This window comes from Nitrosomonas sp. (assembly GCF_019752415.1).
Taxonomy (GTDB): Bacteria; Pseudomonadota; Gammaproteobacteria; order Burkholderiales; family Nitrosomonadaceae; genus Nitrosomonas.
Map to the genome: position 1 here is coordinate 1 of NZ_JAIEME010000048.1, position 26,604 is coordinate 26,604.

Genomic DNA, 26,604 nt, shown 5'->3' on the forward strand with positions numbered 1-26,604 from the left:
GTATATTTTTAGTGCCCGGCTGAAACAAGAACGGTGCCAGTGATTGCACATAGCTTGCTCCCATATTACCTTCCAATCGGTTTCCTAAAAACCAGTTCCAGTTACCGTTCAAATTTTTTAAATTGTTATCCATCTGATTAAATTTTTCGAAGGTGGTGTGGGTCCAGTTCAAATCGGCAGTCAATCGTTGCCGGCTGATTTCTTTCTCAAATAGGAGGCCGCCGGTAAAACGATGGGACATATCGAAAAGATTATTCGTGCCGAACAGCGGCACAGGATCTAATCTATCCCGTATACGCAACATATTGTCATCAGCAGTAAAGGTATAGCTTGCAAAGGGCTGCACTACTTTACCGATTACGGCAGCAAATGCAGGTTGATTGAAAAAGGACAGCAGTAAGACCCCTGTGAGAAAGGACTGAAAACGGTTGGGTCGTGTAAGACAAGGCGCTATGCGCGTAGAATATTGATTGATGTTCGTAAGTGTAACTTCCATGAACTGATATATCATTAATTTGAGATTCTCAGAATTTTTAATAGCCAAGTATTAATGGCGTTGGGCAGAATTTACCTTTCCTTCGCATGTTCTCATAAAACTATTTTGAACAACACCTTTTCCAGGAAAAAATACACTTTTTTCCCCTTGCTGCAATATTACTGTCGCTATTTTTAACAAATCAGATTAGGCTCATAATTTAAAAGGCTATCTTGACTGCCTTTCATGTGTTGCATGAAATGATTGTGGCTGTATCAACGGCACAATGTTCGATAGGATTAATATAGTGAAAAGTATAAGTAGAACTGTTAATAATCCAGAGCCGTTACACTAAACAAAATAGCTTTTACAAAAATGGAGCCTTCAACCTGATCTCTAAACGAATTGGTTGTAGGGCAGGCGTGGTAGAAGCTAATACGTTAACAAACTCAGTTGCAGTTATTGCAAGGAGATACTGATGAAATTTACTTCACTGACACAGCGTTTTGCTGTTTGGTTTACATTGGTTTCCTTATTGCCAATATTGGTCATCGGCAATAGTCTGCTGCATACCTTTGAAAAGGAAATTAAAAACTCGGCTATTCGAAATGTTTCTGCGATTGCCGATAAAAAGATTGAGCAAATTGATAGCTATTTGAAAGAACGCTTTCTTGATTCCAGCTTGGTCCGTGATTCCAGCACAACGCACGAAGCCATCCTGGAATTTTCCAGAATTTATGAGCAAAGCGGGGTGGAATCTGATGATTATCATCGGTTGGATGCCAGTTATCGTGAAAATTTCAAACGCTTTGTTCAGGAAGCGAAATATTACGATATTTTTCTGATTTCTACTAAAGGCGATATCGTCTACACGCAAGCGCATGAATCTGATTTTGCAACTAATTTACTCACAGGCCCTTATCGTGATACGGGTCTCGGTAAAGTCACTCGCTATGCACTGGATAATTTAAAAAGCAGTATCTCTGATTTTGAACGTTACGCGCCATCGAAGGGTGCAATTGCTGCATTCGTTGCAACTCCAGTAATAATAAATGGAGAGATCAGAGGTGTATTAGCCCTGCAAATCTTTAGTGAACGTGTCTTCGAAGTAATAGCGAATAATGTTGGACTGAGCGAGAGTGGCGAAACGGTTGTGGCACGCCTTGAAGATGACCACTCTGCCCTAGTAATGGCTCCGTTAAAGTACGATCCTGATGCCTCATTAAAGCGCAGGATTCCGCTCGTTACACCTTCCGGTGAATCCATGCAGAAAGCTCTAAATGGTGATTCCGGTGCCGCACTGACTTTAGATTATCGTGGCAAGGAAGTTGTTGCCGCATGGCGCTACTTACCGCTCATGAAATGGGGCATCGTGGTGCATATTGATGCCGATGAAGCGTTTGCCTCTGTGTACAAACTGCATTATGTAGGCTTAATCATCCTGGCTCTGACATTACTTGTCGCTCTTTTCGGCGCTGTTCTATTTAATCGTCGTGTTGTCGATCCTTTAAAGCATTTGAATCGAAGCGCTTTGGAAATCTCGGCAGGTAATTTACATCAACGCGTTGCGATTGAAGGCTGGGATGAGATGAGGCAATTGGCAAATACCTTCAACGTTATGATGGAGCGACTGAATGCCAGTGATCAGGAACGCAACAAAGCAGAAGAAAATCTGCTGCAACTCAATCAAGAACTGGAAAATAAAGTAGCAACGCGCACTGCCGATCTACAACGCGCAAATGTGTCTTTGGCCATTAAAGAAGAAGAAATGCGCTCTGTCGTTGAGCACATGGTGGATTGCGTGGTGACTACCGATGAAAGGGGCGTGATTCTTTCCGCCAATCCGGTGATGGAGAAACTATTTGGCTATAGTCATGATGAAATGATCGAGCAGAATGTATCGATCATAGTGCCCGAACCGGATCGTAGTAAACATGACAGTTATATGGAAAATTATTGTCGTACCGGGCATGGTCAGGAATATGTCGGTCGTCCTTATTTGCCGGGTTCGCATAGCCATAGTATTGGTCTTGGCCGTGAAGTGGAAGGCATTAGAAAGGATGGCGAACGTATTGAGTTATATTTGGCAGTCAGCGAATATTTTGTTGGAGGAAAGCGGCATTTTACCGGTGTAATGCGTGATATTCGTGAGCATGTCCGCATGATGAAGGATTTAAAGCAAGCCAGAATTGATGCTGAACAGGCAAGCCGGGCCAAATCTTCTTTCCTTGCCGCCATGAGTCACGAGATTCGCACGCCCATGAATGGCGTGATTGGCATGATCGATGTGTTGCGGCAAACCAGTTTGAGCGGCTATCAAATGGAGATGGCTAATTTGATACGGGATTCTGCTTATGCTTTGCTTTCCATCATTGAAGACATTCTTGATTTTTCTAAAATTGAAGCAGGTAAGCTGGAAATAGAAAAGATTCCTATGCGTTTGGCCAGTGTTGTGGAGAATGCTTGCGGCATGTTGGCACATCTGGCGCTCACAAAGGGAGTGGAATTGACTTTGTTTATTGATCCTGCAATTCCAGAGAATGTAATGGGTGACCCATTACGACTTCGTCAGGTACTGGTTAATATTATCAATAACGCGATCAAGTTTTCCAGTAAACAAGAGAAATCAGGTAAGGTTTCAGTGAGAGTATTACTGACTGAATCGAATCCTGATCAAGTAGTGATTGCATTTCAGATAACCGATAATGGCATCGGTATGGATAAAGAGACGCAGAACAAGCTCTTTAAATCCTTCTCGCAAGGTGATCCTTCAACGACGCGACGCTTTGGAGGGACTGGACTTGGATTGGCGATTTCTCATCATCTGGCGGAATTGATGGATGCAGAAATAACGGTACAAAGCGAACCTCAACAGGGTTCCACATTTATGATACAAATGCCATTTAAGCCGTTGCCCGCGATATCTGTCACGGACAGCAAGATCAATGATCTCAGCGGCTTGACTTGCCTGATATTGGGTGACGACAATGGTATGAGTGATGATCTGGCTATCTATTTAAGAAGTGCCGGAGCGATTGTTGAACAAGTATCCGACCTAAATACCGTCCGTCAACGTATTCAGAGTTTAGCGCCTGGTCTTTGGCTCGTTGTCATTGATGCTGAGCAACAGACACCCTCTATAGAGGAATTGCGTGCTGCATTTGCTGCTCGCTCAAGTGTGCTAAAGAGTACCTTAAAGACTGATTCTGATGCACTGCAGCCTGATATTGAGCCGCGATTTATCGTTATCAAGCGTGGCCGCCGCCGGCAAGCACGGACTGAGGATATCGATATCGTCACACTGGATGGTGATGTAATGTATCGTCAATCCCTACTTCGGGCAATGTCTATTGCTGCTGGAAGAGCAGAAGTAGGCATGGAAAGTGGGCCATCAGACAATTTGCTCAAGTCAGGACTTGTGCCTGTTTCTCGCGATGAAGCGCTACGGCAAGGCAAACTGATATTGGTGGCGGAAGATAACGATATCAATCAGAAAGTGATTCGACAACAGCTTAATCTACTCGGTTATGCGGGTGATATCGCAAACGATGGGCGTGAAGCATTGAAGCGTTTGCAAGACTGTAATTACGCTCTGCTACTGACAGACTTGCATATGCCAGAAATGGATGGTTTCGAGTTGACCAAAGCGATTCGTTCCGAGGAAACAAGCAAGAAACATATTCCCATTGTCGCGTTGACTGCAAACGCGCTGAAAGGTGAAAGAGAGCACTGTTTGAATGCCGGGATGGATGATTATTTGAGCAAGCCAGTACAGCTTGAAGATTTACGCTTGACCTTGGAAAAATATCTGTCTAACGGTAAACCGGCAGAAGAGCGAAAATTAGCTTCTCAGTTATCTGTACCAATGAATGGTGCGGGATCAGATGTTGCTCCGGTTAATGTTCATGTTCTTGAAGAATTAATAGGCAATGACCCGGAAATGATTGAAGAGATGCTGTTGGATTTTCGCACCAGTGCGGAAAAAACAGCTACAGAACTGCATTCGGCTTATCGGACAGGTCAATTCGCAGTGGTCGGTTTACTCGCGCATAAGCTCAAATCATCAGCACGTTCTATCGGTGCGCTTGCACTGGGTGAATTGTGCGCAGACATGGAACAAGCGGGTAAAAAAAATGATACGGAAGTGTTGGCTGTATTACTGCCGTTATTTGACGCTCAATTAGTGAACGTAAAAAACTATCTGGATACTTTGTATGCGAAAGAGTGAAGGAAACTCTGAATATTAGATTGTTCTGAGATAAAGCTAAGGCGTTAAGATGATGCCGGAGAGGTTATTAAGCCATCGTTTACTCTGGCTTGCCATTCTTCCACCCAACGTGAAAAATCGGCGGGCAGTAATGGAACCGAAACAAAATTTCCTTGCGCATAATCACAACCTGTTTGCCGCAATAGTTCCCAGTCGTTACGATCTTCAACCCCTTCTGCCACGACTTCCATACCCAATTGTTTGGCCATCGATAAACTAGCGTCATAGATGGCACGCAGCGTATCATCCATCCAGGCGCGATGAACAAACCCCTGATCAATCTTGAGTTCACTAAAAGGAATGTCGCGTAATTGGGCCATTGATGAATGCCCGGTACCAAAATCATCAATCGATAAATGAAAACGTTTGAGACGTAACCGAGTCAGAATCTCCAATGGGATTCGTGTATCAGATCCCATTAATTGGCTCTCCGTGACTTCGAGTGTGATTTTTTGGGGCGGCAGGCCATTCTCGGTAACCAGTTTTACCACGAGATCCTGAAAATCCAATGATGCCAGATTATCCATTGAAACATTAATCGCTACACGTAGTATCTGTCCACTCTGATGCCATATTTTCGCCTGAGCCAGGGCCTGCTTCAGAACCAGGCCTGTCAAGTCATTGATCAGATTATGTTGTTCTGCAGTATAGATAAATCGGTCCGGTAGTATCAGACCATCTTGCGGATGGTGCCAGCGTACCAGTGTTTCTACGCCGATTACGTCACCGGTTGCCACGGATACTTTAGGCTGGTAGTAATTCACTAATTCATGATTGGAAATAGCAGATTGGATCTCTGCGGCACCATAGATTTTCTTATCGGATGGTTTGGCTGGGGAATAGGGTTCCCAATTCTGCAATAGTTCAGATAGCTTTTCTGGATTCACTGGCTTATGCAGATAGCCAAGCATCTGAATTTTATGCGCATGAACCAGCTTCTCCGCGGTTTTTAGCATGCGCTCATCTTCACCGCTAACCAATACGAGATTGCCATGATAGTTCCGGTCAACCAAGTAACGTACAAACTCAATTCCATCCATATCCGGCATATTCAGATCAAGCAGAATTAAATCCGGGCAGGTATCGGGATGGTCGATTCTTTTGAGTGCATCTTGTCCATTGTCGCAAGTACTGACAGCGGTATAGCCTTGCTTAGCGAGCATCCGTGTCAGAAGCTTGAGCATAAAGGTGTCGTCATCAAGGATGAGTATCTTAATATCTGAGGCGCTCTGCATGACTTGCCTTTTCTTTGAATATTAGGGTAGGGATAATGAAAATTATATGATTCATAATGCTATGAATCATACACTGTGTTTCAACTATGATGATAGTGATAGCTGGATTCCGGCATGTAAGCAGGATTCGCTAGCAGCCTCGATGAGATGGCAGAAGTATGACTGAGCAGGTAGTGTGAATTTAGTCATCAATCAGTAGGTGCCCAAAAAAAGCAAAAACTCCGATGGCAATGCCGGTGATAAACTGTGCATGCACTAAGTGAGAAAATTTCTTGAGTTCGTCGGGTGTGTAGCGCCAAGTTAAAAATAGGCCGAAAAGTCCCTGCCAGATAACCAGCGCCAATAAAGCTGGAAAGAAAAGAATATGACTGTAACGGGAAAATCCCATTAGCGAGATATGCAACAGGATGACAGCAATGGCCGCGATGCCGAAATAAATGTGCGTGCGGTTCATCCAGGTTAACAGGCGATTCATATGGGATGAATCGATTGGAGGGATATAGTCCGGAAGCAAGCGCTGCGCCAATTTTCCTTGTCCCAGCAGTAGTTTCAATAGGGTACGAAAATATATAAATACCAGCATCGCCAAGCCAATTTTTCCGAAGCCTTCCCCCATCTCTGTCAGAAAAGTTTCACGTTCTTCCGGAATTTGGTGCACTGCGTAGGCATAAATAAAATACGCCACTGAAACCAGTGCAACCACAAAGGTGTAAATAAGTATATTTCTGATATTTTTAAGTGATTGCTGCATGGTATGGGTTAGTGCGTTTGATACCCCATGACCTTAATGATTTCCCACTTAAAATCATGGATATGAACATCTTCATTGGGTATTGGCATGGAGAGAGCGCCTTTCGATAAAGGGGCTAGATCCTGATTAATTTGATGTATTTTAGGGTCGTGTGACATGCTTACGTGCATATCCATGTGATGATGCCCGTGGATAGGTACCATGCTGACAATCAATTGCGTTACATGGTAACTTTCATTGCCATTGTAGATAGTGCCACTAAAAATACCCCAGCCGAACCCGGCGTCAATTTTTAGTTTCTTGATTGCTTCATCCGGTAGTTCAATCCACTTGGATTGATTCTCGTGACAAGTGCTTTCGCTCTTGCTGGATTGATGAATGCAGGGATTTGCATTCGACTGAGACTGATCCGCGCTGGCGCTTTGTGAAACCAGGAGTACTGCCAGCAATGTTCCAGCGCAAATAAGCTTGAAAAATATTGAATGTTTAGCCATTCGGTGTCTTTTAATGAATATCAGTATTTGAGAGAGGAGAGCAGTCGAGTTTGATTCTATCGATTCCTTCAATTGACTTCCCAATGCATGAATTTTATTTGGTTAATTAGGGGTTATTGGTTCTAGCTTAGAGATCCAATCTCGTCGTTTAATTCGCCAGGGGCGACTATCATTATTGGTGAGTCTACCAAAAAAGAAACGGTCTCGTAAGGGGATACTGCCAGGTTGAACAACTTGATCTGAGCTAGAACAAATTATTGGAAATAAATCTCGCAGTCTTTTGGTAAATTAGTGCGGTGTTGGACTGTGCATACCCGCAAAATAGCCTTGCTACATAGTCGATTAGTTATCTTCCAAGCATTGCGGACGAGTGATGTCAAATCCCAGCAAGCGCCGTGATAATTTTAGTATTCGCTTGTTGTTACGAAAATCATTCAGTGTCATTCCATTGCCATAAAGATCCAAAAATTTATTGCCGCTCGGTTCCATAATCTGCTCACGTAGATAGCTTTCTTGAACAAATCCCAGTGCCAAGCTATTTTTCTGCGCGAAGGCGTTATCGCTGTATACGACAGTGATCAGTTTATTTAAGCCAACTCGATTGAAAGCATAATCGAGAACCAGCAATGTTGCCTCTAAACCATAACTTTTATTATGGTTTTCAGGATTTGCAAAGCCAATCAGAAACTCAGCACGCCGATGATGGAATTGGATTTCGACAAGATTAGCAATACCGATAGGTTGTCCGGTCGCTTTCTTGATAATAATCCAATCGACCGATTTCAATTGGCAGGGGTGTTTCGCATTTGTTTCGCGCAACTTTATTGCCAAATCTTCAATACGCTGATGACGAGGGATATAGTGATTATACTGTGTCATGAACGTGTTATTTTTATAACATTGATGTAGATACTCAGCATCGGCTTCGCTGTATCGGCGAAGCGTGAGTTTCTCTCCATCCAATGGTTTAATCCAAGCCGGATCAATCTCCAAGTAATTCTGCGCTGCTTTATGAAAATCAGGACGGAGTTTAATTGCGCTACGAAAATGGCTTATCGCTTCATCAAGCCTACCTAAGCTTTTGAGTGCTTGCCCGAGATTATTGTGCGCCTCAGGATAGTTTGCTTGTAATTTGAGTGCCTGGCGATAACAATTGACAGCATCTTCTGCCTGATTGAGTTTTTGCAGCGTATTTCCCAGATTGTTCAATGCATGAACGTAAGTTGGATGAATCTCAAGTGCTGTGCGAAAACTGGTGACTGCTTCTTCCAATCGATTTTGCGATAAAAGAATATTGCCCAGGATATTATGCGTTTCAGCACGACTCGCATCGAGTGCCAGTGATTGCTGGCAATAATAAATTGCTTCTTCAATACGATCTTGTTTCCATAGTGCATTGCCATAGTTGCTATAAAAATCAGCACGTGTTGGATGAATGTCAATCGCTTTTGAAAAATTATCATTTGCTGCCTGATAATGCCCTGTTTGTGCATAGATAATGGCAAGCAAATGAAAAGCATCTGGAAGATTGGGAAAGAGAGTGCAAACCTGCAGGCAATGCTTCTCTGCTTCTTGAAGCTTTCCTGCTTGTTGGCATTGAACAGCAGCTTGTAACAGGGCAGACAATGTAATGCCAGTGATAGGCTTTGTTATCTCCACTTCTATTTAGTGTTACTAATTTAAGCCGTAGTGAGAATCTTAATATACAAACTATTTGTATCAGTAGTATTCGGAATTTGCATTCAATTGAATTACTTCTATAAAAAAACTAGATTAATCAGGAGCAAGCGTAACAGTTAATTTCGTTGATTGTTTTATGGGATACGTACAGCATAGAATCTTTCAGAAGCCTATCAATTTATAATTTAAGTAATTTAAATATTGATCCATATTAAATCTTCGAATGTAGGGCCACTAATATGATCTTCTGTAGTGAAATTTAATGTAGTTTCATCGTGAATCCCATCATAAGGGTTCCCTTCCGTATCCATAATGACACCACTGTCTATTTGGACACTGTACGTGGTATTTGAAGTCAAATCTTCTAGCGGATTGATGCTTATCGTGCGAAGTGAATCATCGGCATAGGTGACTTGACTGGAGTCACTAATGCTTATGCTAAGTGTGTCGGACTCGCTGGAGATAATAATACTACCATTGCCCGCAACTATTTCTTTATCAAAAGTTAAAGAAATATTGTGATCAATCCCGATGGGCGATTCGTCCGATGGATCGCTTCCTATCAGGAGTGGTTTAGAGCCCAAGGTTGTGAAGTTGAGAGTATCACTGCCTGCATACGTGTTGCCCGATGCATCTGTAATAACTTGACTGTCCATCTGGATACTATAGGTGGTGTTAGGGATCAAATCTGCTGTCGGATTGATAGTAACGGTATTGCCAGTTTTACTGTTACTAAACGTAACCTGATTCGTGTCATTAATGGCTACAGTGCGTGTATCCGAATCGTTGGAATCGTTGAAGATGACAATATCACCGCTACCAACTGCTACTTCTTCATCAAAATATAATGTGATGTTGTCATCAATCTTTAAGGTTGAATCATCTTGTGGATTGCTCCATACCAGGAGTGGATTAGAGGCGATGGGGGTGTAGTTAAGTGGAGTAGCATTGCTGGTACCTGCATAGGAATTGCCGTCTGTATCCCTGATGACGCCATTGGCGATCTGAACACTGTACGTGGTATTAGGAATCAGCCCTTCTAGCGGATCGATGCTTACCACGCGATGCGAATCATCGGCATAGGTAACTTGACTGGCATCATTGATAGCGATAGTAAGCGTATCCGAACCATTAGAAATGATAATATTACCGCTACCCGGTACCACCTCTTCATCAAAGTATAGTTCAAAAGTGTCATCAATTTTGAACTCCTGAGGGCCAAATAGCGCGGTGGAGCTGCCCCATGAGTTCCAAATCAGTAGCGGATTGGAAGCGATGGTCATGTAATTGAGTGTGGTTTGATCGGTGATACCAGGAAATGGGTTTCCTGCTGCATCCATAACAACGCCACTGGCCATCGTTACATGGTACTGGGTGTTAGGAATCAAGTTCGTTGTCGGGTTGATCGTTACCGCACCATACTTCTCGTTTAACATAACCTGATTGGCATCATTGATAGCGATAGTACGTGTATCCGAACCATTAGAGATGACAATATTACCGCTACCCGCTACCACCGCTTCATCAAAGTACAATACAAGATCATCATCAATTTTAATGACGTCTTTTGTGAGTCTGTAACTCGAGAAAAATTGGCCATCCCATGCATAAGCATCAACAAGTATTGGTGTTGTGTTGTCGGTTTGATAAGTTGAATTGATTATATTCCCAACGCCAATTCTTTCACCGGATTCCTGATTACTCTTTGTTACTATGCTCATATTATTGATCTCCTTAATCTTTATAACAATAATCTTTAGTCGATATAAAAAAACACATACCTGAAAAGATAAATATTCATTCTCGATGAGAATGATGGATTAGCTGTCTGCGTAAAAGGTATCAGAATTTCTAGTACTTCTAAGTCAGAAGAAGAGCTATTATTCCCGCTTTATTATCCGGTAACTCTGTGTAAAGGATTTGAAGTCTGAAACAGCGGGAGATTTCGGAATTATTTGTGCTGCACTCATAAAATATCTTGATATTTAAGACAACCGGTCGTATTATAAAAATATGTCAAAATCAGCCAAAAAAGAATTCAATAGAGAGAGCCTGTTAAACCAAGGTGTTACTTTATTCATGGGGCAAGGTTATCATGGCACTGGATTGCAGGAAATTCTGGATGCAGTCAATGTTCCGAAGGGTTCTTTTTATAATTATTTTGGTAGCAAAGAGGACTTTGGCGCCGATGTCATTCAGTACTACATTGATCCGTTTATTGCACAATTGGCAAGTTACTTGGATAACTCGGGTACAGATACTCTCGGTGCAATCAAATGTTATTTTGATGAACTCATTATAGAACTTGAAAAGAATGCGTTTAAAGGGGGTTGCCTCTTAGGCAATCTGATGGGGGAAATCGGCGACACCAGCGAAGTTTGTCAGAAATCGCTGCAATCTGCGGTCAATCGCTACAGGGATCTATTGCAACTTGGAATAGCGAAGGCGCAGCAACAAGGAACAGTGCGACAAGATAAATCAGCAGAAGAGATGGCTGATCTGCTCATAAATACCTGGCAAGGCGCTTTACTGCGGATGAAGATAGAAAAATCAACCGCTCCGGTTAAACAGTGTTGTCAGAATTTATTGGACGATTATTTCAGACCTTAATTTTTTTACTTGATAGAAATACGACTGGTCATATTTATTTAATTCTAAAGGAGGTGAAATGCCGAAGTATATGATAGAACGTGAAATTCCAGGAGCAGGTTTGCTGACACCGCAAGATTTACAAGCCATCTCTCAGAAATCGTGCAATGTGTTGAACCATATGGGTCCAAGAATCCAATGGCTGGAAAGTTACGTGACGGATGACAAAGTCTATTGCATCTACATTGCACCCGACGAAGCGACTATCAGAGCGCATGCCGAACAAGGCGGATTTCCCGCTCAGCGTGTTTCTCGAATCAAATCTGTGATTGATCCAACCACTGCCGAGCAGAATTAGAGCATTTCTCTCGGTTACGAAAATTGAGTACTGTTATGTTATAGAGGGAGGTAAAAATCATGCAATCCTATACTACCATCCGTTCCACGATTTTAGTTCTGACTTTGGTTGTCGCGAGTACCCACGAATCGTATGCCGAGTCAGAAGCAATAACAGCAACCCAAAAACAGCAGGCTTCCACCGGGCATGGCAGTGGCCATAAGCATTATGCGGAATCCGGGATGGCGAATAAGCCAGGCGCGGATGGCCAGCTTGCACCCAGGGTGCATAATTTAGGTACGCACACATTCCCCGTCAGTACCCGCAACCCGTTAGCACAGCAGTACATCAACCAGGGGCTCAATCTTGCTTACGCGTTCAACCATGCCGAGGCACGCCACTCGTTCCGCGAGGCGGCGCGGTTGGACCCAGAACTTGCAATGGCTTATTGGGGGCAAGCACTCGTGCTGGGTCCCAACATCAATGCGATGATGGAACCAAACGAAGAGCCACAGGCTTTGGAGATCGTGCAGCAGGCCAGATCATTGATGAATAATGCATCACCGAAGGAGCAAGCGCTTATCAGCGCGCTCGAAAAGCGCTATTCCGGGCAGGCTGAGCAACGAGAGGCGAATAATAAGGCTTACGCAGAGGCAATGCGGGAAGCGCATCAGCGTTTCCCGGATGATCCGGATATTGCGATGCTGTATGTGGAGTCCATGATGGATCTCCGGCCTTGGGGTTATTGGATGCTTGATGGTCAGCCGTATGAGGGAACAGCCGAAATCGTCGCGCTCACCGAGGAAGTGTTGCGGCGCAATCCGAAACATCCGGGGGCGCTGCATATGTACATTCACCTGATAGAGCCAACCAGTACACCCGAGCGCGCAGAGCAAGCAGCCGATACACTCTTGACACTGATGCCAACGGCGGGGCACATGATACACATGGCATCGCATATTTATCAGCGTGTAGGCCGTTACGCCGATTCTATGAAGAGCAACCAGCTGGCAATCGCCGCTGATGAAGATTACATCACGCAGTGTCACGCGCAAGGGCTATATCCGATGGTGTACTACCCGCACAATATTCATTTTCTTTGGTTCGCAGCGACCGTGGATGGTCAAAGCAAGATTGCCATCCAATCCGCACGCGAAGTTGCCAGTAAGATTAGCGATGAAGTGTTGAAGGCAATACCATTGACAGCAGTTTTCCGCGTAACCCCTTATTGGGTGCTTGCAAGATTTGGCCATTGGCAGGAAATTCTAGCTGAACCCGCACCGCCATCGACCAATCTATTTCTGACGGGAAGCTGGCACTATGTACGCGGCCTCGCATTGGTCGCAACAGAACAATTGCAACAAGCCGGGCAAGAGCTGGAATCGCTACGCAAGATCATGGCTGATCCATTGCTGGATGGTCCTCTTCTTTCGAAAAACACCACAAAAACGGTACTGAGTGCTGCACCGGAAGTACTCGCGGGTGAGATTGCTGCTGCGCGTGGACAGTTCGATCAGGCCATTACACACCTTGAGAAAGCGGTTCGTCTGGAAGATGCGCTGGTGTATACAGAACCGTTAGAATTTCATTTGCCGCCACGGCTGGCATTGGGTGCTATTCTGCTGAAATCAGGGCGGGCAGACGAAGCGGAAACAGTGTATTGGGAGGACCTGCGACGGAATCGTAACAACGGATGGGCGCTTTACGGATTGCAGCAGGCTTTGCGTGCGCAGAAGAAGGATGATCAGGCAAGGGTCATTGCAGCGCGGTTTGAACAAGCCTGGGCGCGTGCCGACGTGAAATTGAGCGCTTCCCGTTTTGGACGCTGAGTAAAGCGCTGTGAACAAGGATCTTCGCCCGGATATTGCATGAATTCGCACGATGATCACGCGTGATATTGGTTTCAAAAGGGATTTTTCGAAGAAGCGGTGTAGTTAGTCATACACCTGATTGAGATAAATTCCTTGTGGAATCAAGAGACAAGTGAGGGCTTGTGCAATTCATGCAATATCCGGTTAGTGCGAATTCACTAGAAATGCTATGAATTTCTTGAGAAAAGCTTTTCTTCCAACGTCTTGCCGTGGCTTAACTGCCGGTATTGCCAGTGATTGGTTTGAATACACTGCATGAGTTGCAGATCCATGCCGGGTTGCAGGTCAGGGTTGTATTCCACGATAAATTCATTTTTTTGCGGGTTAGTGACTTGCAAGACACCTTCTAAAACGATGAATTTGGCAATTACCTCCGTTGCCGGACAATTTTCCATTTGCAGGGTAATGAATCGGGAAGCAGTCTGTTGCTGGTTAGCGCTTACTTTCTCAGTCTGCAAAATGCCATTTTCCAGCAGCAAAATTTGCTGACACAACCGGTCAAGTTCGGCCAAATCGTGAGAACTGATGATAAAGGTTGTCGCGGACGATAGTTCTGCAATGATTGATCGCACGGTCCGGACATTCACTGGATCAAGTCCTGCAGTGGGTTCATCGAGTAAGATCAGCGCCGGATTGCCGATCAGCGCTTGCGCGATGGCTATCCGTTTTGCCATGCCATGACTGAGTGCCAGAGGTTTTTCATGTGCGGCGTCTTTAAATGCAAAAATCTCTAACACCCGGCTGGCTTCCAGGTTTGCTTGTTGGTGAGTGAATCCCTGTAGCCGCGCATAAAGGACCAGTTGTTCTGTCAGCGTAAAGCTCGGATCTAACCGGGCATCCTGGGGTAGTGCCGAGACTTTGCCAATGAGTTGTACTGCACCGGGCGGGTGACCAAACACTCGGACAGTGCCGGAAGCAGGGTGTAGAAAACCAGACAGGATACTCAGCAAGGTGGTTTTTCCGGCGCCATTCGGACCTACCAAACCGATAGGCTCGCCCGCATTCAGTTCAAAACTGACATTGGTGAGTGCGGCTTTGCCGGAATAAGCGTGGCTAAGCTGCTGGCATTGAATAATAGGCGAATTCACAGGGCTTGCCTTGCCATTATCCAGCGCCCCAAGATTAACAAGATCAGGCTTTGCATGAGTGGAATATAAGCCAATGACAGCGTTTGCCATCCGGACAGTTGCGCCAAATCAGATAATTGATAGCCGGGGATCAGGTATTTTAGAAAAGCCAGTACGGGGAGATAATAAGCTAAGCTGCCGATAATTCCAGCCAAAAACATCCAGATCAGAATAGCCCAGAGGGTCGCTTGCCGGGCAGATTTAACCTGGGCGGATAAAGCGGCCATCATGGCTGTAAAGGGTAAAACGACTAAGATTAAATTCACGTTTAAGATGAGTAGATCCGGTAGTGCAAAAGGAAGAAGCGACGCATCACGGGTCAGGGTCAGTGCGAGGGTGCTGAATAGGGCGCCACTGATCCAAAGTGCCTGAATCATCATTGCGCCTACAAACCGGCCAAAGAATACACCGTCGCGGCTGCTGCGTATGACAATAAAACGTAACGTGCCGCGCTCACGATCGGAACAGGTTTGATCGGCTGCAAGCATGATGCTTAACATCGGGAAGATCATCAGCGCAAAATGCCAAAATACGCCGAATTCAGGAATGGGCCAATGCTGGATTGCGCCAAAGCCAATCAACTCAAAAATACTGAATTCTGCCTGTAATCCCTTTTCCTGCACCAACAGCTCAGCGGCAAATCGAAGCGGATAAAGCAGAATGAAATACCAAATGACCGCAAAGGTCACTAAAGACAGTATGCCTTTTCGGGTCGCAAAACCTCTCTTGAGTTCAAACGCACTGAAGAGTAGAAGATGATTGAAGAAACCGGGTTGCATTGTTTTACTGGAATTTGCTTTTTGGGTAATTTAGAACATTTTACCTGTATTACGCCTGTCAGCCGTAAATTTACCGAAGCGAAGCACTTTCCTAGAACGAGTACTATACCCGTCTTGACAATAGATACGTGTTTGTCCGCACTAATCCACGTTCATTCATGAGATACTTAATTCCACTATCTGACAGTCACAATCATCAATTAAACGAGGAAAATCTATGACTACTCCCTATATGTACAAAACATCCGTACCCGTTTTCAAACAGCTACTGAACAGCTTAAGCGCCATTTTGATCAAGGCCGAAGCCTACGCTGCCGAGAAAAAATTTGAACCGGCAGTATTGCTGAACGCCCGACTATATCCGGATATGTTTCCGTTGATCCGCCAAGTGCAAGTTGCCGCCGATTTCGCCAAGAGTGTCTCGGCGCGGCTGGCAGGTGTTGAAGTACCGGTGTATGAAGATAACGAACAGACCTTCGCTGATTTGCAGGCACGAATCAGCAAGACTTTGTCGTTTATCGAAAGCCTGACACCCGCGCAATTTGAAGGCAGCGAAACGCGCGAAATCGTGTTACGCCCAGGCACACCGAAAGAGAAAAAGCTAGTTGGCCACAATTATCTGACCAACTACGGGCTGCCGCAATTCTTCTTCCACGTTACCACCGCCTATGCGGTTTTGCGCCACAATGGTCTGGAGGTCGGCAAAGGTGATTTTATGGGTAGTTTTTAGATTCTGTTGTAACTAGTCAGCCATGTAATATCTGCAAGCAATTGGTATTATTTATAAATGCACTGATTCTCAGTGATCATAACGACCAGAAATATTAAAATATCCATGTGTTTTCTGGTCGAAATGGTGATTAAAAATGCTACGACATAGCAGTACGACTCAACAACCGAATTTCTTTGGAGCAGATTTGTTGATGAAACTTGATCCGAATGATCCATTGCTGAAGCTTGCATCAGCGATACCCTGGCAAGAATTTGAAGAATCATTTTCTACCCATTACACCACAACGGCAGGTGTGCCGAGTAAGTCGATCCGGCTGATGGCTACTTACGCCTGGAATTTGAAGCAATGACTGTTGGCAATTTTTTGGCTCTTTTTCTCATGGCAAAAGCTGCGAATTTATCGGATTTCTTGATGGAAATTTAAACTACCGGGCCATGCGTTTTGGTAGGTAACAGTTTTTCTCGGGAAGTTTTTCCAGAACAACTGTTATTTAATACTTATTCAGTGACGACGGTCCTGGTTGCAGCATGGTGCAATAACTGTATTTCGGGTGCTATAAATTTTGTTTAGAGTTGAATGTGAGTTTGCTTTTTACAAAGATTCTTGTATAATTACGAATCATTCTCATTAGTAATAATTCTTTGGTTTTTGTCTTATAAACAATCAATTTATTTCGAATACAGATCTCAAGGTATTTAATATGTATGTATGTGTATGCAGGGGAATAACAGAAAGCGCATTACGCGAAGCGATCTATCAGGGGGCCGATCGAATGAGAGACTTGAAGGCTTCTCTGGGAGTTGCTGAGCAGTGCGGTATATGTGCATGTCATGCTAAACAGGTATTGGATCAGACGTTGGTACAAAAATCCCAATTGCAGGATTTTATTCCCCAGTCAACGTGTATGTGTGGAACTGCAGTTTGAAAAGGAGACGCAAGAGGTATGGTTTTTTTATTGACGACCGCCGCTGACTTTGTGCGCTGCAATAAAGTATGGTTCGCTAGAAAGCACTAGTATGTTTCTGTTGTACGAGTTCAAGGATATTATAGCTGGCTGCAAACAGAGTAACCGGTGTAATTATTCGACGAACTTAATCCAAATTGCCTTTGAGGCCTATCTTCACCATCGGATCCTTTTCCTTCTTATTTATTATGTTGAAATAACAGTTACCTTTATTTCAGGGTTCGGTAAAAATAGCAAAAATAATTACGCCCTAATAATATGATTATCCATGGTTTTGCCAGAAGTTTTTATTTTTTTGCAGTATTGATCAGTCTGAATCTGACAGTTGTTCTTCTGCCTAAACCAACTTTCGCGGAAGCATTAAATAGCGCCAAACCTGCGCTACGCACCTTCAATATTCCTGCTGGTTTCTTATACGAAGCTTTGATTCAGTTCTCGCAACAGGCGGGGATAAAACTTGCTATTGATCCTGTGAAATTACAGGGAAAAGTAACGTTCGGATTAAGCGGTGATTTTGATATTAAATCGGCTCTGGATCAATTGCTCATTGGCTCTGGTTTGCAAGTGATGAAACAGGATGATAGCTATACACTGACGGAAGTGCCGGCATCCTCAGTAGATCCTATCGTCACGACATTACCTTCAATACAGATTACTGCTAGCAATACCAATCGATATGCAGCCGTCAGTACCACTACAGCAACGAAAACCAATACTCTGTTGCGTGATGTGCCGCAATCCATTTCGGTTATAACCAATGAATTGATTAAGGATCAGTCAATCCGAAGTATTGCCGATGCAGTCCGTTATGTGCCCGGGGTTGGCGTCTCGCAGGGTGAAGGTAATCGAGATGCTCTCGTGTTTCGTGGTAATCGTTCGACCGGTGATTTCTTTACTGATGGTATCCGTGATGACGTCGAATACTACCGCGATCTTTATAATATTGAGCGTGTTGAGGTGCTGAAAGGTGCTAATGGGATGATTTTTGGCCGTGGCGGCTCAGGTGGTGTCGTTAATCGTGTTACCAAGCAAGCCAATTGGGATCCAGTGCGAGAGTTTAGTTTCCAAGGCGGATCTTTTAATCAAAAAAGGATGACGGCTGATGTCGGGCATGTGATTAATGATGTCGCTGCAGTTCGTTTAAATGCGGTGTACGAGGATGCTGGCAGTTTTCGTGATGGCGTCAGTATGGAGCGCCTGGGGATCTCCCCAACAGTAACCCTTAAACCGACGCATCGGACTAGGATAATCGCGAACATGGAGCGGTATCATGATGATCGCACGGCTGATCGCGGGATACCTTCGTTTAATGGTCGCCCTGTAGATGTTTCTCGATCACAATTTTTTGGAGATCCGAGACGAAATAACGCAAATATTAATGTGTTGTCGTTTAATTCATTTATTGAACATAAATTCGATTCTGGTTTTACGTTGCAAAACCGGACGAATTACGCAACTTATGATAAGTTTTATCAGAACATATTTGCTAATTTGCCTTTTTCTCCAGGTCTAGGAGTGCAATTGGGTGCCTACAATAATGCTACAGACCGTGAAAATGTATTTAATCAAACAAACTTACTCTATTCCTTAAATACGGGATCTGTTTCTCATACATTAATGGCAGGTATAGAAATCGCTCGGCAGGAAACTCATAATAAACGTCAAACAGGCGATTTTCATGGGAATTCATTTGTTTCTTTAAGTAATTCAATTACAAATATACCGATAACCTTCTCGACTAGAGATACGATTGGTAGTGTAGATGCATACAATCGCAGTCTCGTCAATGTTACATCGCTATATATTCAAGACCAGATTCAATTTATACCTCAGCTTCAGGCCATTGTTGGGGTGCGTTATGATATGTTCGAGGTTGATTTCCAACAAAAGAATGGCCCAAAGGATCATTTAAAAACCAACGATGATTTGATTGCGCCTCGGTTTGGTTTAATTTATAAACCCATTGAACCGGTTTCTTTTTATGCAAGCTATAGTCAGGCTTATGTTCCTCGTGCGGGCGATCAGCTCTCTTCTATAACTGTTACAACCGCTGTGCTAAAGCCAGAGAAATTTACAACATTGGAAGCCGGAATCAAATGGGATATACGCCCTGATTTAGCTTTGACGGGTGCTGTGTATCAGTTGGATCGAACTAATGTCATCAATAGTGTTGTTGCAGGACAAACTTTTTTATCCAAAGGGCAGCGTACTGAGGGTGTTGAAGTAAGTCTTGCTGGTCAACTGACTTCAAATTGGAATGTAATGGGTGGGTACGCTTATCAAGTTGGAGAAATAACCAGTGATATAAAGGATATTGCTAAAAAGGGAACAAAGGTTGCAGAACTTCCCCGTCATACATTTTCAGTATGGAGTCGCTATGATTTTACACCGCGTTTGGGCGCAGCATTTGGTGTGATACATCGAGATAACATGTTTACTTCATTAACAAATACAGTCATCTTGCCTGATTTTACGCGAGTGGATGCGGCATTATTTGCGCAATTTACAAAGAGTTTTCGCGGTCAGTTAAATATTGAAAATTTATTTAATACGAAGTACTTTGCGTCTGCGAACAACGATAACAATATTGCTCCTGGTTCACCTATTGCAGTAAGAGCTACCTTGATAGCTAATTTCTAGTTGGTTAATTCAGCCAGTCACTATGCTTTCTTCACTATAGAGTCAGCCATTAAACAGTTCGATTTTTCATAGCAGAAAAGGCCGGAATACGGAGATTCTAATAAATCTTTTTATGGCCCGGGCCAATAAATTCTCTGTCTCTTGGGGCCGATTGTGGTTGAAAACCAGTCGACAGAAGCGCAGTTAATACTCTTCAACTTGCTGCAGAGTGCTTGATAACATTCTGTTGAACATTATTCGTGGGGTTAATCCTTTGTACTTTCGTGCTTTGATTAATAATAAAGAACCAACACTTCTATCAAACACCACCAGGCAATCCCACATTTTGGCAAAGAAGACCTATTGCAAATGAGTATATCAGTGTAAGTAAGATGATCGGTTGAATGAACAGGGTTAATTTGTTCTGATTACTAATGCTTTCAGAAACATAAAGTTACGTTGACTTCCGGTTAGCACCGAAAAATCACTAATAGATTCTAATGAAACTTATTAAAATCAATAGCATATAATTTTAATGTTATCCGAAAATGCCGAATTTCTTAGTTTCTGGGGTTAGAACAAATTTGCCGTGGTTGAATGAATAGGAAATTTGGAGTTTTGCGGGATCAGAATTTGAGTTGAATTATTTACTTCCAGCCAAGGCTGGAAGTAAATAACATTTAAACCGGGAGATCGAATACAATCATATCCGCTGTAATCGAATTTACATTGACTCCAACAAGCTCAATGGTTGCGGCACCTCCAACGAATTCAACAGTAAAACCCTCGTCACCTTTATCATCTATATCAGTTATAAACGATAAGAGCTCATCGAGATGATGGATCCCAAGTGTTTCTGAATCAAAGAATAAACGGTCACCTTCATCAATTTTAAAGTCGGTTACATGAAAATTTCCTGATGCATAAAAGCCAAAAGTATCATGACCTGCATCTCCAGCAGCACGATCTGCATCTCCATCTCCAGTTAGTACGTCATGCCCGAAGCCCGCTCTTAATATATCATTACCGGCACCACCCTCCAGTATGTCAGTGCCATCCTGACCATCAAGATCATCGTCTCCAGCATCGCCTTCCAATTTATCATTACCATTTCCACCAGCGATAATATCATTACCGTCTTCGCCTTCGAGTTCATCGTGACCGGAACCGCCGATCAAATCAAAATCATCTCCATCAGAACCGATGAAGAGAAAATCATTAGAACCGACTGAACCGGAGCCCAATCCTGGGATTTCTTCGCCATCGATTATGACAACACCTGAGCCGTGAGTGCGTGGTATTTTATTAAATGACATGCTTTACCTCCAAAATAAATTTTTTGAGCTTGCTTATCTTCTCATTAATAGAGTGAATAATAATGAGAATGATTCCTATTATATTAAAAAATAGGTAAAATACAAGACTTATTCGTTGAATTAACCAATACATGCACAATCATGACCGATAAACTGGATGAGTTGTTATTGAAAGCCAAGGATCTAATCACTGCGGGCAAGCTAAATGATGCGAATGGGATTCTCGGTCCATTAAAAAGCGAATTTCCGCTGTCGCAGGACGTTGCGAGGTTATGGTGTTCACTGGCAATGCGCACTAACCGTACAGCCGATGTTCTGGTTTACGCAGGAAAAATTTATGCGCATGTGCAAAGTGATTTTCACAAGGCCCAGTGGGCACAAATAATGGGTACGGCGAGTTTCATTTTATTAGATTTATCCGGAGCGTATGCACATTTTACCTATGCGCTGAATCACTTAATGGCGCTGGCAAAGTCAGGAAAAGTCCCGCCGCAAAAAGAACAAGTGAAGATATCGCAATCCGATGAGAATTTATTTGCCTCCGGAAAGGCCGAGGAGTTGCTGTGGACGACTTGCGCGGAATTAGCCAAGCTGGATATTCCGGCATTTCCTTTTGCGGGTACTTTACTGGGGCTGGTTCGTAACGGATGTTTACTGGATTTTGATAAAGATCTCGACATCGCCGTGCGAATGGAATCCTGGGGTGCTTGCTGTGCCGCACTGGAACAAGCCGGATGGGCACGATCTCCGATGCGGATTGACTATGCCAATTACCGTGATTACGTACATTCGGAACTGGGAATCACGTTGGATGTCTGCGGTTTGCAAGCGAGAGGGAAGCAGATAGTCGGCGGTTTCTCATTGCCTGGTTATCCGGATGACTATCAGCGGGTGTCCGTTTTTCCCAAGTTTGATTTGATCCAGCGTAGTTCAGAATACGGCCAGGTGTGGTTTCCGCGACAGCCGGAAAGAATCCTGACGGCATTTTATGGCGATTGGCGCACGCCGAATCCCAACTGGGATACCGTGATATCCGCACGCAATCTGGAAAACTTTACCCTGCTGGTGCGTTGTTATGCGTATCACCGGCTTGTGCAGCGCTGGCTATCGGGGGATTTGGCTAAAGCCTGGTGTTATGCGCATCAGATCGCTTTGAAAGATCCTGATGACGTGCTCGCATTGCGCAGCCGGCAGTGGATGGAGCGCGCCATGATGCGGTTAAACCGGGATATTCCCGTTTGGCCGCGAAATCAGCCGCAACGGCGCGTGTATACACGGATGGTAGCCGATTTGTTTCACGAGGGCCACGTGAATTTTTTACAAGGAGCGCACGCATTGGGCACACATTTGACGGTGTGCGTGGTTTCCGATGAACGTGTTGTGGAAAATAAAGGAAAACTTCCTGTCATGAAACAAGCGGAGCGTGCTGCTGTCGTTGCTGCTTGCAAATACGTAGATGCAGTAATGACGGATACACCGGTGAGCGTCACCAGAGAATATATGCAACAGAATGGTTTCGACATTTATACCTTCGCGTGTGCGTCTGAGCAGGAGCGCTTAGAAAAACACAAACTGTGCGAGTCATTACCGGCAGAAATGATTCAAGAACTGACGTATACATCCGGTATTTCGACATCCGATCTTGTCATGCGTATTCTGGAAGGTGCAGGAAGTAAAGAGACGGTCATAACGAATAAGTAGGTGCGATGTATCCGATAAGTAGATGTGTCGATCATTCACGGAAAGTTTCTATAATCAGATAAATTAACCGAATGACAAAGACTATTGTTTGCTTGGTTTCATTTTTACCTGGCATAGCCAGATCTAATCTGAATCGCTTGCCTTTCATAAGAATTACAGGTCGTTCAATGACATTATTGAGCGCTCTGATATTGCCGGACTGAGTCAGTGCAAAGTTTTTCAAGATATTGATTAAAGTAATGACAGAGATGCGCTAATCATTCTCCATTAATTTGATTGCCTATATAAGAAGGAAATCCTAAATGATGCGTTTTATTTTGTTGGCATTTTTTTGTATGACTTGTGTGTCGCCCGTTTATGGCGGCACACCTGTTAAAGTACCGGACACGATGGCTGAACGCGTTAGGGCTTGTACCATTTGCCATGGCGCTGAAGATAAAGCGGGGCGTGATGCCTATTACCCTCGCATAGCGGGTAAGCCACAGGGATATCTCATTAATCAGTTACGCAATTTCAGGGATGGTCGGCGTTATTATCAGCCGATGGCTATTCTGTTGGAAAACATGTCAGATGAATACTTATATGAAATAGCCCAATATTTTTCTTCTCTACAGTTGCCCTATCCAGCACCAGAGCAGATTCACATGCAACCCGAGGAAATCGAACAGGCAGAACAACTTATTCGCATGGGAAATCCAAAGAGGAATATTCCAGCATGCAGCGCTTGTCATGGAGATGATTTGATGGGTACAGAGCCTGCTATCCCGGGATTGCTAGGACTGTCTCGAGCTTATATTACGGCGCAGCTAGGTGGATGGCGAAATGGGGGCATCATGCGCGGTCAAATGCCTGACTGTATGTCTGAAATTGCTAAACAGTTGACCGATGTGGAAGTGAATGCGGTTGCGAAATGGTTAGCAAATCAATCTGTTTCAGGGGAACCAAGGCCATTTAATACGCTTTTACCTGAATTAGTGCATCGTTGCAGCCAAAACATCACAGAAGCCGGGGGTAAAGAATGAGGCATTTGGCTATAAAATATAATATAAGTAATTGTAAATTTAATGCCTTGTTTTTGGCATGCATGGCATCGTTATTATTTCTTTCGATAACGCAAGCTAAGTGCGCGATTGCTGAGGAACCTGACCGCTCTGTCGAAGTGCAGCATGGCGCCTATTTAGCGCGCGTTGGTAATTGCATGGGATGCCATACGACTAAGGGTGGTCAACCGTTTGCGGGCGGACGCCGATTATCGACTTCATTTGGTATTTTCGTTACACCCAATATTACTTCTGACAAAGAGACAGGAATTGGTCTTTGGAGTCAACAAGATTTTTGGCAAGCACTCCATCAGGGTAAGTCACGTGATGGAAGACTTCTGTATCCTGCTTTTCCCTATACCGAATACACCAAAGTCACGCGGCAAGATGCCAATGCGATTTTTGCTTATCTTCAATCTATACCATCCGTCTCACAATCCAATCCACCGAACGATATTTTCTTTCCCTATAATTTCAAACCATTGTTAGCTATTTGGCGCATTATGTATTTTAGAGAGGGTGTTTATAAACCGGATCAATCCAAGAGCGATGCTTGGAATCGCGGCGCTTATCTCGTGCAGGGTTTAGGTCATTGTAATGCTTGCCATACAACCCGAAATGTATTCGGAGCCAGTCAAGATGATACGTTGAGTGGTGGGAAAATAATGGGTACGAATTGGAATGCGCCTTCTTTGTCCTCATATCAGGAAGCAGGTATTGGTGGCTGGTCAATCGAAGAAATCGTTGAGCTGTTGGCGACTGGTATAACAAAGCGTGCCGTAGCTTCAGGTCCTATGGCGACCGTCATAAGACAAAGCCTTCAATATTTGTCGCAGGATGATATTAACGGCATGGCGATCTATCTAAAGGCGCTCACGGAAGATGAAGCTGGTAAAGTGCCTGGTGTCCGTTTCTCAGTGATGTCAGGTAGCTTGCAGAGGCATCTGGATTTTGGTGGACAACTGTATGAAAAACATTGTCAAACGTGCCATGGTGCCGATGGAGAGGGCGCCCCAGGTATTTATCCGGCGCTGGCCGGTAATCGAGGGGTGTTGATGAGTTCGCCATTGAATACTATTCGCAGCGTGCTGAATGGCGGATATCCGCCCACGACAGCAGGAAATCCTAGACCTTATGGAATGCCGCCATTCCAGCAGATTTTACATGATGAAGAGGTAGCTCTGGTGGTGTCGTATATACGGAATGCTTGGGGAAATCGTAGCAGGCTGGTGACAGCAGTGGATGTTGATCGAAGTAAAGGAGGGGACTAATAATAGAATAATTGTATTGTGGCTTCTAAGTAGTCGACCCTGAATATCTTCAAGCACTTGATATTAGTTATAAATTAACTTGTTTCTCATAATCATAACGACCAGAAATGTTAAAATATCCATGTGTTTTCTGGTCGAAATGGTGATTAAAAATGCTAAGACATAGCAGTACGATTCATCAATCGAATTTGTTTGGAACAGATTTGTTGATACAACTTGATCCAAATGATCCATTGTTGAAGCTTGCATCAGCGATACCCTGGCAAGAATTTGAGGAATCATTTTCCATCCATTAAGAAGAATACCCGGTACTAAAAGGACAAGAAGCGGAAACAGCGCAGGAAGAGTGCGGCGATTGAACCCATTATCAGTCACCTGAAGTCGGGTTATCGAATCGCCAGAAATTACCTGAAGGGCGCCATCGGCGACCACATCAATCTGTTGATGGCTGCTTGCGACTGGAATATGAAACAATGGGTGCTGGCCATTTTCGTCTCTTTTTCTCATGGCAAAACTGCAAATTTATCAGATTTCTTGATGGAAATTACACTACCGGGCCGTGCGTTTTGGTAGGTAACAGTTTTTCTCGGGTAGTTTTTTCAGAACAACTGTTGTTTGATACTTTTTCAAGAGCAACAATTTAGTAGTATCAGTATTAGATGGATTTTTTGGGTTCATTTTTAGATGAGTGAGAGGGATTCTGATATCGATTTTTCTAGTTAACGATGAGTCAAATATGGAAGTACTAGCTAAAAATTTTATAAAAAATTTATGGGAGATATTTATCAAATTACTCTTTGTGAATAAAGGGGAAAGTGTATTTTAGGGTTGTGAAGTTGATTGGGAAGGCAGGGGATTTTATGACAAATGACTTGACTTTAAACCCCAAGGTCGACTAGCCTGAGAGGTGTAGCTAAATTGAGTGAAGGAAGTAGGGGTAATTTAGCTGCCGAAATTTATCAGGCTGTTGAAAAGCGCATACGAGGCAGTCGATACGAGGAAGGAATAGGTGGAAAAGCCATTTATGTAGGATAAATGAGTTTTTTAGCTTGTTTTTAGCACGATAAGCTGCAACGCACGCAGATAGTTTCTCAACGGGTTGTTAGAGCAGTACTAATTAATTAGTATTAAAAGTGATAAGAAGTAGTAGGAACGGGAAGTAGTTTTGATTAACAGTTAGGAGATAGAAACATGGCAACAACTTATGGCACAACGAGCACGAGTTCGAGCGCTAACTATGACATGTCGCTGTGGTACGATTCTAAGTACTACAAGATAGGAATGCTCACCATGTTATTGGTAGCGATATTTTGGATCTGGTATCAAAGGACATTTGCTTATTCACATGGCATGGA

At 43.8% G+C, this 26,604-nt stretch carries 21 protein-coding genes and 1 pseudogene; 12 read left to right on the top strand and 10 right to left on the bottom strand.

Translation table 11 applies throughout. The annotated features are described in order from the left end of the window. Positions 1–496, bottom strand: a pseudogene (locus K2P83_RS08760) (hypothetical protein); the annotation flags it as partial. Between the two features lie 457 nt (positions 497–953). Here K2P83_RS08760 and K2P83_RS08765 point away from each other — a divergent pair. Next, positions 954–4,703: an ATP-binding protein gene (locus K2P83_RS08765; RefSeq protein WP_292928323.1), complete on the top strand. Its 3,750-nt coding sequence runs from the start codon at positions 954–956 to the stop codon at positions 4,701–4,703. Positions 4,704–4,747: 44 nt separating this feature from the next. Here the strand turns inward: K2P83_RS08765 and K2P83_RS08770 are convergent, their stop codons facing one another. From K2P83_RS08770 to K2P83_RS08790, 5 genes are all read right to left on the bottom strand, one after another. Continuing rightward, on the bottom strand, positions 4,748–5,977 hold the full coding sequence (locus K2P83_RS08770; RefSeq protein ID WP_292928325.1) for an EAL domain-containing protein: 1,230 nt from the start codon (positions 5,975–5,977) through the stop codon (positions 4,748–4,750). A 181-nt stretch (positions 5,978–6,158) separates the two neighbouring features. Then, entirely contained in the window at positions 6,159–6,728 is a 570-nt protein-coding gene (locus K2P83_RS08775; protein ID WP_292928327.1) for a hypothetical protein, read from the bottom strand. An 8-nt stretch (positions 6,729–6,736) separates the two neighbouring features. Then, positions 6,737–7,222, bottom strand: a complete 486-nt coding sequence (locus K2P83_RS08780; RefSeq protein WP_292928329.1) for a hypothetical protein — start codon at positions 7,220–7,222, stop codon at positions 6,737–6,739. A gap of 342 nt (positions 7,223–7,564) precedes the next feature. Then, positions 7,565–8,881 (bottom strand): GNAT family N-acetyltransferase, encoded by a 1,317-nt coding sequence (locus K2P83_RS08785; RefSeq protein ID WP_292928331.1) that lies wholly within the window; start codon positions 8,879–8,881, stop codon positions 7,565–7,567. 215 nt (positions 8,882–9,096) lie between these two features. Then, positions 9,097–10,623 carry an Ig-like domain-containing protein gene (locus K2P83_RS08790; RefSeq protein WP_292928333.1) on the bottom strand — a complete coding sequence of 509 codons (1,527 nt, stop codon included), beginning with the start codon at positions 10,621–10,623 and terminating at the stop codon, positions 9,097–9,099. Positions 10,624–10,915: 292 nt separating this feature from the next. Here K2P83_RS08790 and K2P83_RS08795 point away from each other — a divergent pair, with 292 nt between their 5' ends. The 3 genes from K2P83_RS08795 to K2P83_RS08805 are packed head-to-tail and all read left to right on the top strand — an operon-like array spanning position 10,916 to position 13,657. Beyond that, a complete protein-coding gene (locus K2P83_RS08795) occupies positions 10,916–11,512 on the top strand; it encodes a TetR/AcrR family transcriptional regulator (protein WP_292928335.1) in 597 nt (198 codons plus the stop codon). 58 nt (positions 11,513–11,570) lie between these two features. Beyond that, positions 11,571–11,849, top strand: coding sequence for a DUF4242 domain-containing protein (locus tag K2P83_RS08800; protein WP_292928337.1), 279 nt, complete (start codon positions 11,571–11,573; stop codon positions 11,847–11,849). Positions 11,850–11,908: 59 nt separating this feature from the next. Further along, positions 11,909–13,657: a hypothetical protein gene (locus K2P83_RS08805; protein ID WP_292928339.1), complete on the top strand. Its 1,749-nt coding sequence runs from the start codon at positions 11,909–11,911 to the stop codon at positions 13,655–13,657. Positions 13,658–13,866: 209 nt separating this feature from the next. On the opposite strand, the gene K2P83_RS08810 is transcribed toward K2P83_RS08805, so the two are convergent. Then, entirely contained in the window at positions 13,867–14,877 is a 1,011-nt protein-coding gene (locus K2P83_RS08810; RefSeq protein WP_292928341.1) for an ABC transporter ATP-binding protein, read from the bottom strand. Further along, positions 14,784–15,605, bottom strand: coding sequence for an ABC transporter permease subunit (locus K2P83_RS08815; RefSeq protein WP_292928343.1), 822 nt, complete (start codon positions 15,603–15,605; stop codon positions 14,784–14,786). The genes K2P83_RS08810 and K2P83_RS08815 overlap by 94 nt, the downstream gene beginning before the upstream one ends. A 217-nt stretch (positions 15,606–15,822) precedes the next feature. Between K2P83_RS08815 and K2P83_RS08820 the strand changes: the two genes are divergently transcribed. From K2P83_RS08820 to K2P83_RS08835, 4 genes are all read left to right on the top strand, one after another. Beyond that, positions 15,823–16,335, top strand: a complete 513-nt coding sequence (locus K2P83_RS08820; protein ID WP_292928345.1) for a DUF1993 domain-containing protein — start codon at positions 15,823–15,825, stop codon at positions 16,333–16,335. A gap of 136 nt (positions 16,336–16,471) precedes the next feature. Then, positions 16,472–16,687, top strand: a complete 216-nt coding sequence (locus tag K2P83_RS08825) for a hypothetical protein (protein WP_292928347.1) — start codon at positions 16,472–16,474, stop codon at positions 16,685–16,687. A gap of 351 nt (positions 16,688–17,038) precedes the next feature. Beyond that, positions 17,039–17,263 carry a (2Fe-2S)-binding protein gene (locus K2P83_RS08830; RefSeq protein ID WP_292928349.1) on the top strand — a complete coding sequence of 75 codons (225 nt, stop codon included), beginning with the start codon at positions 17,039–17,041 and terminating at the stop codon, positions 17,261–17,263. 297 nt (positions 17,264–17,560) lie between these two features. Further along, entirely contained in the window at positions 17,561–19,942 is a 2,382-nt protein-coding gene (locus K2P83_RS08835) for a TonB-dependent siderophore receptor (protein ID WP_292928351.1), read from the top strand. Between the two features lie 659 nt (positions 19,943–20,601). On the opposite strand, the gene K2P83_RS08840 is transcribed toward K2P83_RS08835, so the two are convergent. Beyond that, a complete protein-coding gene (locus tag K2P83_RS08840) occupies positions 20,602–21,237 on the bottom strand; it encodes a hemolysin expression modulating protein (protein WP_292928353.1) in 636 nt (211 codons plus the stop codon). A 141-nt stretch (positions 21,238–21,378) separates the two neighbouring features. Here K2P83_RS08840 and K2P83_RS08845 point away from each other — a divergent pair, with 141 nt between their 5' ends. The 3 genes from K2P83_RS08845 (at position 21,379) to K2P83_RS08855 (ending at position 25,249) form a co-directional block, all read left to right on the top strand. Then, entirely contained in the window at positions 21,379–22,938 is a 1,560-nt protein-coding gene (locus K2P83_RS08845; RefSeq protein ID WP_292928355.1) for an adenylyltransferase/cytidyltransferase family protein, read from the top strand. Between the two features lie 302 nt (positions 22,939–23,240). Further along, the gene (locus K2P83_RS08850) at positions 23,241–23,960 is read left to right on the top strand and encodes a c-type cytochrome (protein ID WP_292928357.1); all 720 of its coding nucleotides are present in this window, start codon (positions 23,241–23,243) and stop codon (positions 23,958–23,960) included. Next, entirely contained in the window at positions 23,957–25,249 is a 1,293-nt protein-coding gene (locus tag K2P83_RS08855; protein ID WP_292928359.1) for a cytochrome c, read from the top strand. Before K2P83_RS08850 ends, K2P83_RS08855 begins: the two co-directional genes overlap by 4 nt. Positions 25,250–25,312: 63 nt before the next feature. Here the strand turns inward: K2P83_RS08855 and K2P83_RS08860 are convergent, their stop codons facing one another. Beyond that, entirely contained in the window at positions 25,313–25,756 is a 444-nt protein-coding gene (locus tag K2P83_RS08860; RefSeq protein ID WP_292928361.1) for a hypothetical protein, read from the bottom strand. Between the two features lie 684 nt (positions 25,757–26,440). Here K2P83_RS08860 and K2P83_RS08865 point away from each other — a divergent pair. Next, a partial coding sequence (locus K2P83_RS08865) for a methane monooxygenase/ammonia monooxygenase subunit C (protein ID WP_292928363.1) occupies positions 26,441–26,604 on the top strand: 164 nt, incomplete at its 3' end.